The organism is Candidatus Melainabacteria bacterium (assembly GCA_003963305.1).
In the GTDB taxonomy this organism is placed as follows: domain Bacteria; phylum Cyanobacteriota; class Vampirovibrionia; order Obscuribacterales; family Obscuribacteraceae; genus PALSA-1081.
In genome coordinates this window covers 115,198-129,757 of the sequence record RXJR01000002.1, presented here as the reverse complement: position 1 = coordinate 129,757, position 14,560 = coordinate 115,198, and the positions used below count along the sequence as shown (strand labels likewise).

Annotated in this window: 14 protein-coding genes; 6 read left to right on the top strand and 8 right to left on the bottom strand. The window is 49.9% G+C overall.

The annotated features are described in order from the left end of the window. Window positions 1-163 precede the first annotated feature (163 nt). On the top strand, window positions 164-835 hold the full coding sequence (locus EKK48_03105) for a response regulator transcription factor (protein RTL45441.1): 672 nt from the start codon (window positions 164-166) through the stop codon (window positions 833-835). On the opposite strand, the gene EKK48_03100 is transcribed toward EKK48_03105, so the two are convergent. Further along, entirely contained in the window at window positions 792-3,059 is a 2,268-nt protein-coding gene (locus EKK48_03100; GenBank protein ID RTL45440.1) for a PAS domain S-box protein, read from the bottom strand. The two genes, EKK48_03105 and EKK48_03100, sit on opposite strands and share 44 nt — an antisense overlap. On the opposite strand from EKK48_03100, the gene EKK48_03095 reads away from it, so the two are divergent. After that, window positions 3,006-4,532: a hypothetical protein gene (locus tag EKK48_03095; protein ID RTL45439.1), complete on the top strand. Its 1,527-nt coding sequence runs from the start codon at window positions 3,006-3,008 to the stop codon at window positions 4,530-4,532. The two genes, EKK48_03100 and EKK48_03095, sit on opposite strands and share 54 nt — an antisense overlap. A 76-nt stretch (window positions 4,533-4,608) precedes the next feature. On the opposite strand, the gene EKK48_03090 is transcribed toward EKK48_03095, so the two are convergent. After that, window positions 4,609-4,815 carry a Flp family type IVb pilin gene (locus tag EKK48_03090; protein ID RTL45438.1) on the bottom strand — a complete coding sequence of 69 codons (207 nt, stop codon included), beginning with the start codon at window positions 4,813-4,815 and terminating at the stop codon, window positions 4,609-4,611. Between the two features lie 224 nt (window positions 4,816-5,039). Here EKK48_03090 and EKK48_03085 point away from each other — a divergent pair, with 224 nt between their 5' ends. From EKK48_03085 to EKK48_03075, 3 genes are all read left to right on the top strand, one after another. Further along, a complete protein-coding gene (locus EKK48_03085) occupies window positions 5,040-6,044 on the top strand; it encodes an SDR family NAD(P)-dependent oxidoreductase (protein ID RTL45437.1) in 1,005 nt (334 codons plus the stop codon). A 286-nt stretch (window positions 6,045-6,330) separates the two neighbouring features. Further along, entirely contained in the window at window positions 6,331-6,957 is a 627-nt protein-coding gene (locus tag EKK48_03080) for a hypothetical protein (GenBank protein ID RTL45436.1), read from the top strand. Continuing rightward, window positions 6,947-7,312 (top strand): hypothetical protein, encoded by a 366-nt coding sequence (locus tag EKK48_03075; protein ID RTL45435.1) that lies wholly within the window; start codon window positions 6,947-6,949, stop codon window positions 7,310-7,312. Before EKK48_03080 ends, EKK48_03075 begins: the two co-directional genes overlap by 11 nt. A gap of 147 nt (window positions 7,313-7,459) precedes the next feature. Here the strand turns inward: EKK48_03075 and EKK48_03070 are convergent, their stop codons facing one another. Then, window positions 7,460-7,690, bottom strand: a complete 231-nt coding sequence (locus tag EKK48_03070; GenBank protein RTL45434.1) for a (2Fe-2S)-binding protein — start codon at window positions 7,688-7,690, stop codon at window positions 7,460-7,462. A gap of 30 nt (window positions 7,691-7,720) precedes the next feature. On the opposite strand from EKK48_03070, the gene EKK48_03065 reads away from it, so the two are divergent. Continuing rightward, on the top strand, window positions 7,721-8,986 hold the full coding sequence (locus EKK48_03065; protein ID RTL45433.1) for an MFS transporter: 1,266 nt from the start codon (window positions 7,721-7,723) through the stop codon (window positions 8,984-8,986). A gap of 90 nt (window positions 8,987-9,076) precedes the next feature. Here the strand turns inward: EKK48_03065 and EKK48_03060 are convergent, their stop codons facing one another. From EKK48_03060 to EKK48_03040, 5 genes are all read right to left on the bottom strand, one after another. Continuing rightward, on the bottom strand, window positions 9,077-10,045 hold the full coding sequence (locus EKK48_03060) for an FAD-binding oxidoreductase (GenBank protein ID RTL45432.1): 969 nt from the start codon (window positions 10,043-10,045) through the stop codon (window positions 9,077-9,079). Between the two features lie 526 nt (window positions 10,046-10,571). Beyond that, window positions 10,572-11,381: an MOSC domain-containing protein gene (locus tag EKK48_03055; GenBank protein ID RTL45431.1), complete on the bottom strand. Its 810-nt coding sequence runs from the start codon at window positions 11,379-11,381 to the stop codon at window positions 10,572-10,574. Between the two features lie 19 nt (window positions 11,382-11,400). Beyond that, complete coding sequence (locus tag EKK48_03050) at window positions 11,401-12,684, bottom strand: FAD-binding oxidoreductase (GenBank protein ID RTL45430.1); 1,284 nt, start codon at window positions 12,682-12,684, stop codon at window positions 11,401-11,403. Beyond that, window positions 12,659-13,801 carry a PLP-dependent transferase gene (locus EKK48_03045; GenBank protein RTL45429.1) on the bottom strand — a complete coding sequence of 381 codons (1,143 nt, stop codon included), beginning with the start codon at window positions 13,799-13,801 and terminating at the stop codon, window positions 12,659-12,661. The genes EKK48_03050 and EKK48_03045 overlap by 26 nt, the downstream gene beginning before the upstream one ends. Beyond that, entirely contained in the window at window positions 13,795-14,529 is a 735-nt protein-coding gene (locus EKK48_03040) for an SDR family NAD(P)-dependent oxidoreductase (GenBank protein ID RTL45428.1), read from the bottom strand. The genes EKK48_03045 and EKK48_03040 overlap by 7 nt, the downstream gene beginning before the upstream one ends. Window positions 14,530-14,560: the final 31 nt, after the last annotated feature.

The window sequence follows — 14,560 nt, the reverse complement described above, 5'->3', positions numbered from 1 at the left end:
GCGGCTAGTTTTACAATCTCAATTTTTCGAGTTTCTGAACTCTGAAATTTTGAATATTTTCTACTATAGAGTATAGCCTTAACTGTTTCAATCGTCAGTTGAGGGGCCTTCTTCGCAAGCAAATCAGCGGTCGCCGCTATAATGTCGTCGGAGGGCATTCCGAGTGGCAAAACTCTTACTAGTTGACGATGACGAAAACCTCGTCTCAGTAATTGAAAAGGTGCTTACTGATGAGAAGCACGTTGTCGATAAGGTTCACACGGGCAGTGAAGCAAAGGCATATCTGCAGGGTATTCCCTATGACGTAATTGTTTTGGATTGGAGTCTTCCTGACACGACCGGTGTAGAGATCTGTCTGGAGTACAGAGCGTCTGGTGGAAAAACGCCGATCATTTTTCTCACAGGACACGACCAGATCGCCGATAAAATGACCGGACTGGATGCCGGGGCTGATGATTATTTGACGAAACCCTTCGCCGTCGGAGAGCTTGTGGCTCGGATCAGGGCGCTTCTAAGACGTCCTGTACAAGTACGCAACAAGACTTTGTCTGCTCGAGATCTTGAACTCGATCCGATCACTCACGCTGTAAAACGCGGAAACATCGACATCAAGCTGTATCCAAAAGAGTTCTCTCTGCTTGAACATTTTTTATTGCATCCAAATCAAGTCTTTTCGGTAGATGATTTGCTCGATCGAGTGTGGAAGACGGACGCCGATGCCTCGACCGAAACTGTGCGTATGACAATTATGCGTCTGCGTCAGAAGATCGAGACTGATGAGAAGAATCCGCTTATTCAGACACTTCGAGGCGTCGGTTATCGGTTGCAGCCTTAGAGACTGTAAACCAGAACGTGCTGCCCTTGCCTTCGTCGCTCTCCACTCCGATTGATTCGTTGTGTTGGGCGATTATAGTTTTGCAGATAGCCAGTCCCAGACCAAATCCCTTCGATTTATCGCGAGCAGAATTTGCTTGTTTGAAGCGTTCGAAAATCTCGCCTTGCTTGCGCAGTGGGATTCCCGGTCCCTGGTCTTTGACCCGTATTTCGATACGGTTATCTGTATCATTCGCACTGATTTCAATCGATTCATTTTCCGGAGAGTAACGGATTGCGTTGGCGAGCAAGTTTGTTAGAACCTGTACGAGCGCTTCTCGATCTCCAAATCCCGCGAGCTTCGTAGGAACATTCTTGAATGTAATTGATTTTGCTGCGGCTGGTTCAGATACCATTTTCAGTGCAGATTCAATTAAGTCTTGAATGGCGAAGTTCTTCAAGGAAAGCTCAACCAAACCTGCTTCCAGCTTTTCTAGATCGAGAAGCTTGGTTACCATTTGCAGAAGATTTTCGGCGTTCGAATCCGCGATGCTTAGCTTCGCTTGAGCCTCGGTCGATATCGGTCCAAGGCTGCCTGATTTGATAAGTTCGAAGATGGCGCGCATGGAGCTCAGCGGTGCACGTATGTCATGGCTCACCATGGCCACGAATTCTCGCTTTAACCGTTCTAGTTTGTAGCGCTCTGTGACATCGATTATGGTGGCAAGAACTCGATTACCCGCTGACGTGTCGAAACTGGTGACAGACACTTCGACCGGAATGAATTCGTGATCGCTCGAGACGCCTTCCATCTGCGCTGGACGACTGGCTGTTTCTTTCTTGAGTCGAGGCAATAGCGCAGCAGGTTCTACATCGGAGCCGTTGACGTTGAAAAGACTCGTGATCGGTTGCTGGACAATTTGTGGCGACGAATATGAAAACAAGGCTTCTGCTGTCGGGTTTAAAGATTCGATTTTGCCTGTTTCATCGGCAACAACCAGGGCGACGGGAACTGTGTTAATTACGGATGAAAGTCGTTCTTCACTGGCTTTTAGCGTCTCAATCATACGCCGCTCGTTATCAGTTGCTTCCTGCAGTGCCCGAGCCATTTCGTGAAACATGCGGTCCACGTCGCCAATCTCATCAGCGGCGTCAATGCGCTTTTGCAGTGGCTGATCAGCTGCCAGGCGCCAGGCATTGTCTTTCAGGATGGAGAGATTGGTGACAGTTCCTCGAACGAAGAAAAAACCAAGTGCCACCGCTAGTAGTGCATTTGTAGCGACCGCTATGTCCAAAAATTGTTCCAGGTGCTCCCGAAATTCTTTCTGTTGCTCGTTGACGTTCAGGACACGTTTTTCCTCTTGCTCGGCCAGACGCGAGAGTTCATCGCTGAGTGTGGTTCCGGCCGCTCTGAATTTAACACTGGCGGCGAACTCGGCCATGAGCGAGCCGGGATTGCCTTCCCTGAGTGTCTGGTCACGCACCTTTCTTACTTCCGTGAAAAATCGCCTCGACATGGCTGTGATTTTTTTTGCTTCGTCTTCGTCGCCGCCCTCATTGGCGATAACTCTGGCAAGATTGGCGATGCGATCATGCGCGCGCAGGGTCACTCTATCGAGATCCCGAAGAGAATTCTCATCGCGGTCGTTGTAGTACAAGACCAGCGCGCCGAAAAGCTGCCCGGTCTCGACTGTGGCGGCCGTAATGTTAGCTACGATTTTCTTCGAAAGTTCCTGGCTCTCGGCCTGTTGCTCGGTTGCTCGCAATTGTGATTTCAGCGCGATATAGATGACGCTCTGAAAGATCAATGGAAGCACAACGATGAGAATGCCTTTGTGCGCGAGTTTTAGGCGTGGCGTTTTCATTCGTTGGGAGAATCTGTGCGGGGAGTAAGCAGCCCGGGGTTCGTATTGCAATTGTATCCTCTGAGACTTGAAAGCTACAGGGGCTGGAATGTATACACTGCTCCGCGTGCTCCTGGTTTCGCCCTGGCACTTCGTCTCCGCTGCCGGTTTCGCATTGGACTTCGTCCCCGCTGTCGGTTGGTGACGTGGCATTTCGACTCTTACTCTGTTTGGATGAAAAGCGGTCATAATCAGTTTATGTCTGAGGAAACGGAAGATATAAAAACAGTAGCGGACGTTTGGCGTGGCGTTTTTGTATGGATTTGCTCTCGCCTGCTTCTCGCCTTTATGTTCTTGCTTCCCTTTGTGCTGGGCTGCTTTGTCGGCGGTGTGGCTCTTCATGATCCAGACACATGCTGGTTACTGGCACTGGGACGCTACATTTTTCAGCACCACGCTTTGCCCATATCCGATCCGTTTTCATATACATTCGCTCTTCAACCAGGCAAATCATTTGTGATGTATCAGTGGTTAAGTGAACTGGTTTTCTATTGTGCGTATCTGCTTTCGGGTTTACCTGGGTTGCTGGCATTTGCCGCTTTGGTGCTGGGTCAGTCTTTTCTGGTCTTTCCACTGCGTCTTGCCAGTCGCTGTGCCCCGATTTCTCTGGCGTCGCTGCTCACTGTGATTGGTGTTTTCGCCTCTTGTTTTCACTATTTAGTGCGTCCGGAGATCATGTCCTACATTCTCATGTCAGTGTGTCTGGTCCTTTTGAGAAAAGTCTACACGGCAGAAAATTCAAGCTCAGTGCAATGGCGTTATGTCGGTGCTTTCTTCTTTTTGATGTTGATTTGGGCAAACGCTCATTCTGCCTTTGTTCTCGGTTTGGTTTTGCAACTGATAATTCTGATCGTCAATTGCCTTCAGTGTTATGCACAGAAAAGAGAATTCTGTCGGTCTTATCGGACTGCATTCTATGCCTTGCTGTCATCGCTGTTGGCGACATTCATAAACCCGTATGGATTCGGCTTGTGGGCGTATTTGCCAGGTCTATTTTTCGCCAGATTCAACTACAGAATCGCTGAGTTGAGACCGATTCAACTTTCAGATCTGACTGAGTTTACCTATTATCCATTTGTGTTTTTGGTTGTACTTTGCTTATGGATAATTATCAGAGCCGCTGTTCGAGCGCGTAACGGTGGTGTCGAGTTCAAGTGGAGCAATGTCGTTGTAATTGCCATTTGCGTATTTTATGGTTTTAAGGCTCGACGAATTATTCCATTTTCAGTTCTGATGATGATTGCGCAAGTTAGTGAGCTGTGGGGTCATGCTGCGTTAGCTATAGATTCCCCAGCGCGAAAGAAATCTTTTTGGAGCGCGTTTGAGGCAAACTATGCGGGCATTTTCAATCCTTCCAATTTTGTCTGGCCCATTACTGTGGCAGTCTTGAGTATTGTTGGCTGCTTTTTTACTTTTGGAAAGGTAGTTGCACCAACCATCCCACAAGGCAGCGTGGCTTTCCTTCCCCCGACAAAGGTGATTGACTTTCTTCGTGTCAACAAACCAAGCGGCAACGGTTTTAATGACGCGCAGTACGGTGACATGCTGATCTGGTATGCACCGGAGATTCCAGTGTTTATCGATACTCGTTACGACATGCATGGAGAGCAGATGGCTTCCGATTATGTGTCGATGATGAGTGTGACCGGCGATTGGAGGGCATTGTTTGAGCGCTACAAGATTGATTGGATCTTCGTACCAGCATCAGCAGACATTGTGAGGAGCTTGGAGGCAGATCCACAATGGTCCACTGTTATTAGGGATAGTGATGCGGTAGTAATGAGCCGGTCTGCAGCGCTAAAGCGCGCGAAATGAAAGATAAAGGAGCGCCCGCTGAGAAAACCTCAAACGTTGACGCTCGCTTTGGAAAGTGTATTTTTAAGCGCTAAGGCTAGGACGCGCTCGCAGCGGCCGATGACAGGTTGTTTAGCTGTGAAACGACTGCGGAGAAGGCTCTTGAAATGGAGCCCGTCAGGGCACCTTTGGTAATTCCGAACACGAGAGCGACGAGAATGGCTACGAAAGCCAAAATAGCACCATATTCGGTGATGCCTTGTCCACTCTCTTCATGAAGAAATCGATTTAGTAAATTTTTCATTGGGTTCTCCTGAAGTGAACGTGACCTGATCTATCCGACGCGCGAGACGCGTCGACCCCTTGTCTTTTGTTGTATCCAGTAATCGATTCCTTTCAACAACTTTTCAACTGTTTTTATCAACTTGAACTTGAGCACTGCTTGAGAAATTTGATGCGAACATTCGCAGTTTCTGACAGTTTTTGAATAATGTCGGATTTTTAATCGTGTCAGTCTGGAGATCAAATATGATGGATCAGACTCCGGGGGTGCGTATGAAGACCGTGATTATTACAGGCGCGACGGGCTTTGTCGGTGCCAATTTGGCCCGCCGCCTGCTGCAAGACGGTTGTGCAGTTCACCTGATCGTGCGACCTCAATACAGCTCCTGGCGGATTGACGAAGTCAGATCTGAGTGCAGAATCCACGAGATCGATTTGCAGGATGCCGAGCCGCTGCAAAGCGCGGTGGCCAAGATCAAACCGGATTGGATTTTTCACCTTGCTGCCAATGGGGCTTATTCCTGGCAGACCGATGTTCGCGAAATCATCAATACTAATTTGATAGGCACCGTTAATCTGGTTCAAAGCTGCCTGGCTGCTGGTTTCGAAAGCTTTGTTAATACTGGTTCTTCCTCTGAATATGGATTCAAAGATCACGCGCCTGTTGAAAACGAATATATAGAGCCGAACAGTTATTACGCTGTCGCGAAATCGTCTGCGACCATGTTTTGCCAGTTTATGGCGCGCTCGCAGAAGGTTCAGATTCCGACCTTACGGTTGTATTCGATTTATGGACCTTACGAGGAGCCAAACCGTCTGATGCCCACAATCATCATCAATGGGCTTGCCGGAAAACTGCCGCCGCTTGTTGATCCAAACATTGCTCGAGATTATGTTTCTGCTCACGATTGTGTAGAGGCGTATTTGCTCGCTGCGTCTAGCAAGATTGCCGATTTAGGAGCCGTTTACAACGTTGGTTCGCAGAAACAGACATCACTTGCTGAAGTTGTCGAGGTCGCTCGCAATGTCCTGAATATTACCGAAGCGCCGAACTGGGGCTCAATGCCCAATCGGAAGTGGGATACGAGCGTTTGGGTTTCTAACAGTGAAAAGATCAAAGCCGATTTGGGATGGCAGGCACGCGACAGTTTTGAGCAAGGTTTCTCCAATATGGTGTCATGGTTTAACGAGAATCCTGAGATGCGCAAATTCTATGAAGAGAAGATTCACGCCGTTGCATCATCCAAATGATGTCCCTTCAGCGTCAATGCTTTTCCTGGCTTTTTAATTCTCATGGCAATTTTGGGGTTGGGTCTAACTGAGAATGATTTGCCCATTGCCAAGGGAGAGTAGTTCATCGTCTTGGTAAAGCGATATCGGCGCGCCAAGCGCACCGGATTCTTCGAAAAATGTTTTCGGGCGCCAGTTTGCCTTTTGTGTACTTCTTGCGAAAACATCTAGATAATTTTGCGTCATCCATGTAGTATTTGAGAATTGCTCTCAATAATTACCAATGACTTAGTTGAGAATCTTGTGCATGGACGACTCGTCGCGCAAAGAAACCAATCGCAGTAAAACCGCCGAAGACACGCTCAAGCTTCTTGAGCAGATCCCTGCTGGCACGCATGTTAACGCCATGGAACTCTTCGAGTTGGCAAAGGAAAGCAGCCTTTCCATTTCGCTTTCGAGTATTTATCGTCATCTTTCCTTCCTTGAGCAGAAGGGGGCAATCATCGGTGTTTCCACTGAACGTGGTCGCGTATTCGAAATCAAAACTGCTCGAGAGCACCATCATCTAATTTGCATCGGTTGCGGACAGACAACTGAGTTTGTCGACTCATTGCTGGAGCGGTTCGGTGAAACGCTGGCAGAGCGAATCGGATTTGAGTTTCATAACAGTCGATTCGATATTCTGGGTATTTGTCTCAATTGCAGAAAGACAGATCCGAAATACTCCACAGACCGAGGAGTAGAGCATTTGGAGCGGGTGCTCGATCGCGTCAAAAATCAAATTACCGTCATGCAGAAGAAACTTGTTCAGTTGAGAAACCAAAAGGATCGCCTAGCACTGCAGGATCTTCAGACAGCGCAAAGTGAATTTTTTGAACTGGTCAATGAAATAAAGCCTCTGACATCTAATTTGAAGGACCGTTATGACGCCTAGGATGCGTTGCGCGGCGGTCTTCTACAAACGTCTTTCGGAGTTGCCTCAAGATTCCGCAAAGCGATTGCAGCACATAAACTATGCGGCTACTTCGGCACGTCATGTTATTCTTGCCATTAAATATGGTGTTGCTGATGTGCACATCAGGGGTTTGAATAAAACTATCATTGGCTTGCTTCTCTCCAGGCTGAGGGCGGAGCGCTCTTGTAACTACAAACTTATTGAGCGTATCAACGAGACTATGCTTGGATTGCATCTGGCCATTGACTGGGCCACCGGGGTTCAGCCACCGTTTTCGGTTCAACCAATTGATCGAGGTTCTTGCAACCGTGTTTCGCGCAGAAGTAAGGCGTGATCAGCCGTTGCTGTCGAGAGAAGTTTCTATTATTTCAATTAGTAGCGATTCTCAAAAGAAAATTTTGAAGAGAGCAAACCGGTGGGCGCCTGTTTGCTCTCTTCAATATATTGCGGTCATTTTCTGTCTCTGGGTTGACTGTGAAATCTATCTCTGCGGACTCTCGCTGTCTGGAACCGTACCTGTTTCGGTCGCAACTGCGTTGTCTTTCGCGGCCTTTAGTTCCTTGAACAAAGCAAAAGCATACTTGGCACAAATGCCGCATTGCGTGCCAACTTTGGTTTTCTGCATCAATTCTCTCCAGGTGCAAACGCCTTCGTCGGTGACGCAGCGCTTGATCTGTCCGTCTGTGACGGCGTTGCAAGAGCATATGTACATGGGTTCTTACCCTTTCGTAGGTTTGTTTGAGTGAAGGCTGGCGTTGTGGCAAAAACATCTCCTGTGATAGCGAGGCAAAACTTCGTTGTTTTCTTTGCTATCGTTTACTTTTCGCATGGCATCTCTTGCGGCCAGTTCGGACTGATAGCGCAGCCGCTTCAGTTCTTCATGATGACGGGTCTGAAGCTAAATGCGGCCCAGGTATCTTCCTGTATGGCCGTGATGATGCTGCCATGGGTTATTAAGCCAGTCTATGGATTGTTCTGCGACTTCGTGCCCTTCTTTGGATATCGCCGGAAGAGCTACGTCGTAATGGGAAATGCCGTCGCAATGTTGGGATTTCTTGTGATTTCATTTGCGTCGACACTGAATGTGGTGCTAGCCGCTCTTATGTTCACTGCTATTGGTATGGCAATTTCAACAGCATTGATGGTCGGGTTGGCGGTGGAACAAGGTCGAAAGGACGGTAAAAGCAGAGAGTATTTTGCTGTACAAGAGTTCTTCTACTATGGCGCCAGTATCATTGCTGCTTTTGTCGGCGGACTGATTTGTCAGTACTGCCAGCCGCCTGTCGCTTTGCATGCGTCGGCTGCAGCTGCTGTGATTCCTGTGACTGTCGTGGCTCTCTTGACCGCACTCGGGCTGCATGAAACCAGGGCATCAGTAAGCCGAAGGTCGATAAGGGCGACTGCCGTTTATCTTCGCCGCGCCTTTCAGTCTGTGCAATTGCGAATTGTGATGACGTTCTCGCTATTGTGGTGCTTCTGCCCGGCCATGGGGGTGCCTCTCTATTTTTTCGAGTCAAACAATCTCAAGTTTACTCAAAGCGAGATTGGGCAGCTTGGAGCCCTGAACTCAGTTGGCATGCTGATTGGCACAGTTTTGTACCGTCAGTTGATGAAACGATTTTCTCTCAGCCGCCAGTTGCTGGCGACTATTGCTCTGGCGTGCTTGAGCACGCTTGGTTACTTTTGGATTTCCAGTTTTGCTTCGGCTGCCATGCTCGAATTAGTTCGTGGGGCGGCAAACATTATTGTCATACTTTCTTTGTACTGCCTGGCGGCAGAGTTCTGTCCCCCCAGGGTCGAGGTAACGGTGATGGCGCTTCTGGTGGCGTTCCGTAATGTCGCCACCGACGCATCAACATTTGTGGGTGGACAGCTGTTTACCCACTTGTTTCATAATCAGCTGCGTCCGCTGGTTATCGTTTCGTTGATTGCTCCATTGCTTTCGACACTGTTAATGCCTCTGTTTTTTCGGTCCGTTGTGGGCTCTCGGCAGAAGATTGACGGTTAGGCGGTTGCGTCTGAGCATTCAGCAATCCGAAATGCAAAAGAGTGGTCGGAGAATGGCAATTTCTGCCATCCTCCAACCCTCTTGCCTCGTTTAGAGGTAGCTTGCCACCGTGTCAGCAGCGCCCCAGGAGCACAGGTAGCCCATGCCGTTGAAGCCAGTGCAGTGGATGAGCTGTCGACCGTCGGTTGTGACGGTGTTCTCGATCCACGGTGTGCTCCGCTCGGGACGTGTGGCGCGGCGCACCTCGATGATGTCTGCCGCCGAGAGCTTCAGCCCCGGCTCGACACGCATGGCTCGGTCGAGGATGGCCTGGGTCTGGCTCTCGTCGACCTCCAGTGTCTCGCCACCGTCGAAGAAGCCGCCGATCGTGATGTAGTCGGCGTGCGGCACGATGCAGCAGCGATTGTTCGGCCCTTCGTCGTCGGTTTTGCAGACGCTGATGTGCTGGTTGTTGTCCTTGCGGACTCGAACCACCTGCACCCGGACCGGGAAGATGGAGGTGTCGCCGGTGAGAGCGCGTGTGCCCAGGCCAGTGCAGTTGATGATGGTGTCGAATTCTGACGGCGTGTCGACGAACTGCTTCACCTCATGCTGCTCGATTTTCACACCTGCCGCGACTACTCTGGAGCGCAGCCAGGGTAGATATTTCTCCGGGTCGATGACGGGCGTGTTGTCGATAGCCAGACCGTCGGCGTACTGGTCGGTAAGCTCGGCAGCTGTGGCGTGACGGAACCCGTCCACATTCGCGTACCAGGGCTCTTCGCCCTTGTGCTGCTTGAGGACGATTGCAGTGCGCAGCTCGATTCCTGACTGATTGTCGGAGACCAGCGCGGCGAACTCTGCGCGGGTCACCTCGGTGATGGGGAGGATGCGCGGATCTGCCGTGTAAACCGGCACCCACAGTGCATAGGCGCTCGCCGAGGTGTTCGGCAGAGCCGTCGCGCCTTCGAGCGACCAGATGGTGACATCGTGCCCGGCCTGTCGAGCGCGCAGCGCCACCGAAAGTCCGATCACTCCACCTCCTACGACGAGGATGTTCTTTGTGTTTGTCTTGGTCATAACTGGATTACCTTTCGTTCGCTGTTGCGATTACGAATTGCGGTGCAGACAGGCTGAATGCTTGTGTCTGCGTCTGTCCATGCGAATACGCACAACGATGCAACCTGATGCAACGCGGCAGAATGTCTGCTCGATTGCGTCAGTTAAAGCATCAGTGTGCGCACTCAGAGAGCAGTGCCAGCTGGCGCTGGGTGGCGCTGATTGTCACTGCATAAAATCTCCCGCATTCTCTTGTTCCGCTACTTCTACCCATGTCACTCTCAGTCGTTGTCGACTCATGTGATACGGTTGCGGTGCGGCGATGGATGCGTTTTCTGGCTTGGTTCCTGGCGTTTGAAAAAATACGGGATGACACTATTCTATGCCATTACAAATCGCATTCTCCAGAGTCTATGATTTTTCGTGGAGGATCATCTTGTGCGCAATGCTTGCGGCCATGATGGTTTTGAGCAGAGAGGTTAGTGTTGCCTTCACAACGAATCACTATTTACTAGAACTAATTGGAAGCTGCTTCGCACCTTGCGCTTTATTTTGCACACACTGTCAATGTCTCTCCGACTGAGATGTTCCCTGGCTCAGCGGCGAAAAAGTAGTGACCCAATACAGCTTTTTGATTGACCATTCTGTAAGCCGCAAGTTCTTTCAAGCAATCTGTTCCGGCAATGATTCCTCTTTCCTGATCGACGTTGATCACAATGCAGCGTGCAATTGGGCGGATATATGTCAATACCGAGTTTTCAGTGCGAATTAGTTTCAGGTTCTGATGTTCAGCCGCAGATACCCCTTCAATGACGATGGACGGACGAAATCTACTCATCTCCACAGGGATGGCCAGTCTGGTATTGAGTTCTTGAACCTCTTCTGCGAAGACGACTGAAAGCGGGCAGCAGTCAACAAAAGAGGCATCGAATCTGGTGTTATCTGGCCGGTGTCTTGAAGCCTGTTCATGATCAGTCAATTTCTTGAGAAGCCGGCAGCTTAAGCCCAGTTGATGAGAAAGCCATTCCGCAATTTCTTTGCCCTGGTCGATGCCTTCATATGTGTTGCCCCAGAGGTTTAGCGTCAATATCTCGCCGTCGACTTGGCGCGGAATCAAGGCTTCTGTGCCGTCTAAGCCGCGAATGATAAGATGCTCTCGCTCACTCAGCTCAGGCTTCAGTCTTGCCATATGCGGCAAATCTCTCTGAGTAAGAATTTTGTTTGATTTTGCACACACAATCACGTACTCTCGATCATCCACCAGACCCGATGTCGAGCAGGCTGATCGGGACCGTGAAATCGGCGCACAGGACTTGATTGGATATGTGTAGAGAGCTGTGATTTTTGCAGGTGACATTTGTTAGTAAATGCTATTGCTAATTCATGCTGTTTTGTAGGATTCGGTCCAGGTCTGATGCAAGTGGGCGTGCCTCTACTCTCAATTGTTGTGAGACCAGCCTGGCCACTTGTATCGCGCACCCCCAGGACATGGTGATTCCAGAGCCCCCATGACCATAGTTGTGGATGATGCAAGCTCCAAACTTTTCTTCCATCTCCAGCCGCACGCCGCTAGCGAGCGGATCTCGATAGTAGCGATAGCCCTCCCTGGCAATCAACTGTTTTCGGTCGAATGTCAGATCAAGCCAGTTGGAGATCAGCGCTGCGTTTAATTCTATGAATGGTAGCGGAACGTCGATGCCGTTGATAGCTTCAGTTTCTACAGGAGAAACGATACCCTGCCAGTGCCCGTTCTCATCGACTGTGCCGGGCTCTCTTGTTTGTCCAAGCAGCCAGCCGTCGCTGCGCGAGAAAAAATGCATGTATTCGGGGTTGCCGTCACCGCGAGGAAAAACTTCTTCTTTCGGTGTGTAGTTGTAGGCCAGCGGCAGGGCTCGCTTGCCGATTACATACGGTGCACCGCGAACGAGGAGTTGTTTGCCGCGCAATATTTTGAAATCCGCTTTGTCATTTGCAAAGTCGCGTGCACCAAACCCCATGCAATTTACCAGGAGCCGCCCGGCTGCTTGCTTGAGACTGTTAACTGTCGATAGGTTTTGCAATAAGCTCTCCGAATCGTCCGTTATTTTCAGGGTTTGTAATTTGCCTTCGCGCTTGTGGAACAGCGACCAGAGAAACGAGAGATATTTAGGCATATCCGCAAAATATGTGTCGAATTTCCAACCCCATAAATATTCAGCGCCTGGTCGTGCCGGTGGATCGATGGTGTTTTTCAGTTGGTTTGGTTTGCCATCGAAATACTCTAGAGCCATGCGTCTGGAGCCCAGTGCAGGAGGTTCGGGTTTGTCTTCGAATACTTCGTAAAGTTCTTGAATTTCGATGCCCGAGTTTACGTCTGTATTTAGGAAACCAAATACAGTCTGCGAGTCATCGCTTATCTGCTCTAAATTTGCAACTTTCAAGTAATGCGGATACGCCGAGGCCATCGCATAAGACGTTGCCACTTGGGGGGCAAGTGATCCTTCTCCAGCTGCCGCGCGTGGCAGTTGCTCGGTGACTATTTTTACCGATAATCCCAGCGACTGCAAAACAATTGCTGTCGTCAAGCCTGTGATACCGCCACCCAAAATCACTATATCGGCTGTATCGAAGAGCGTTTCGGTTGTGTCTGGTGACTTACGCGAGGGCATTTCGAAGATCATCGATTAGTTCGTCTGGTGATTCGATGCCCACCGATAGGCGAATCGTCGAATCGTTGATGGCCGACTCGCCGACTTGCTGTTCTGGGAATGAGCGAGCATAGAAGAGCCAGGCTGGATTGGCGATTGACTGCGTAAAGCCGGTTCCAAATGCTATGCGGAAGATTTTTAACCGGTCGAGAGTCTGGCGCATCGCTTCTGCACCGCCTCTGGTATCAAATATGAGGACGGAGCCGAAATCAGACATCTGTCTTTTGGCTACTTCGTGGTCAGGATGGCTCTTCAAGCCCGGGTAGAGAACGCGGCTGACTTGAGGATGCGTGCTGAGAAATTCGGCAATCGCCTGGGCATTAGACGATTGGCGCTTTATGCGCAGGTCATAAGTTTGCATTCCTTTCCACAACTCCACTGCGGCGTGAGAGCTGAGCGCATCGGTGTTCCAGACGTTTGCGTTTTTGACTTGTGAGACCAGTTGTTTGCTGCCCAGTACTGCACCGCCCATGACATCACCGACGCCGGACGCGAATTTGGACAAGCTGTGTACTATCAAGTCGACGGGAATATCACCGTGCTGGTGAAAGCCGGAAAGCGAGTTATCCAGAATTGTATAAACATTGTGCCTGCGCGCGATTTCTGCGCATCGATTCAGATCCGGCACCCTGGTAACGGGATTGGTCGGGGCTTCGAGAACCAGGACTCTGGTGCGTCCTCTCTCTATCTTTGTTTCTAGCTTGTCCAGCTCATCTACTCCCATCAAAGTTACTTCGACTCCGAATTTTTGTAGCATTGCTTCTGCAAACAGTCGTGTTGACTTGTATCCTTCGCGCAGCAGGATCAGATGGTCACCTTGCTTGAGCAAGGCCAGCAAGCTTGCTGCAATCGCTGACTTGCCAGTGCTGGTCACCCAGCAGGCTTCCACGCCTTGAATCCTGGCAAGAAGTTTTTCGAGGGCTGCCAGTGTCGGATTACCGTCACTTAAATACACCCAGCCGTCTTGCTCTCCTCTGAGAAGATTTTCCCAACTGGCCATAGACGGCAGCGAGAAGCTGATTGTCTCAAAAGAAGGAACTACAAAAGGGTCGTTTTTCTCTTTAACCGACCAATGACGATCAACTACCATGGCACTTTTTCTCCTGATGCTCGGACGAACAAACCTTGATGATTTTCTGTTTCGACCATTTCGACTATCGATTCTGCCGCTTGCTCCGGCTCTGTATCAGCATCGACTGGTCCAAATCTTGTTTTGACTTTGCCCGGGTCGATGGACAAAATCCGAAACCCTTGATTCGACAGTTCTATGGACAGACAAGAGGTGAGCATATTCAAAGATGCCTTGGCAATTCGGTATGCATAGGTCGCCTGGTCGGGCGGTACCGTTCCTGTCGAAACGTTCTCGATTGATGCGAAACGAGATGAGATATTTACGACGGTTGGGTGTTGCGATTTTCGTAGCAGCGGCAGGCAAGCTTTTACGCAGCGTATCGGTCCGTGCAGATGCACGGACATAACGCGATCGAGTTCTGCAATCTGCAGCGCTTCGATGCCGTATGCGGTGGCACCATAGCCGGCGTTGTTAATAAGAAGATCGACTTGCTCGAATTGATTTTGCAAGAACTCCTTCAAGACGTCTTCAGTAGAGGGTTCTGTTATATCGCAGCGCAACGGGAAAATGTTGTTGGGGTCGAGCGCGAATAAATCTCGCACCGATGACAGAGTGCGCACGACGGCTACAACTCGGTAGCCGCGTTTGAGCAAGGCTTCTAGAAATGCTTTGCCAAGTCCTCTGTTGGCGCCTGTGACTACAGCCACTGGTGCTGCTTTTTTTACTTTAGTAAGTTGCTGTGTCATCTTTCTTCGTTCTTGTCGTAAGACTTCAGGA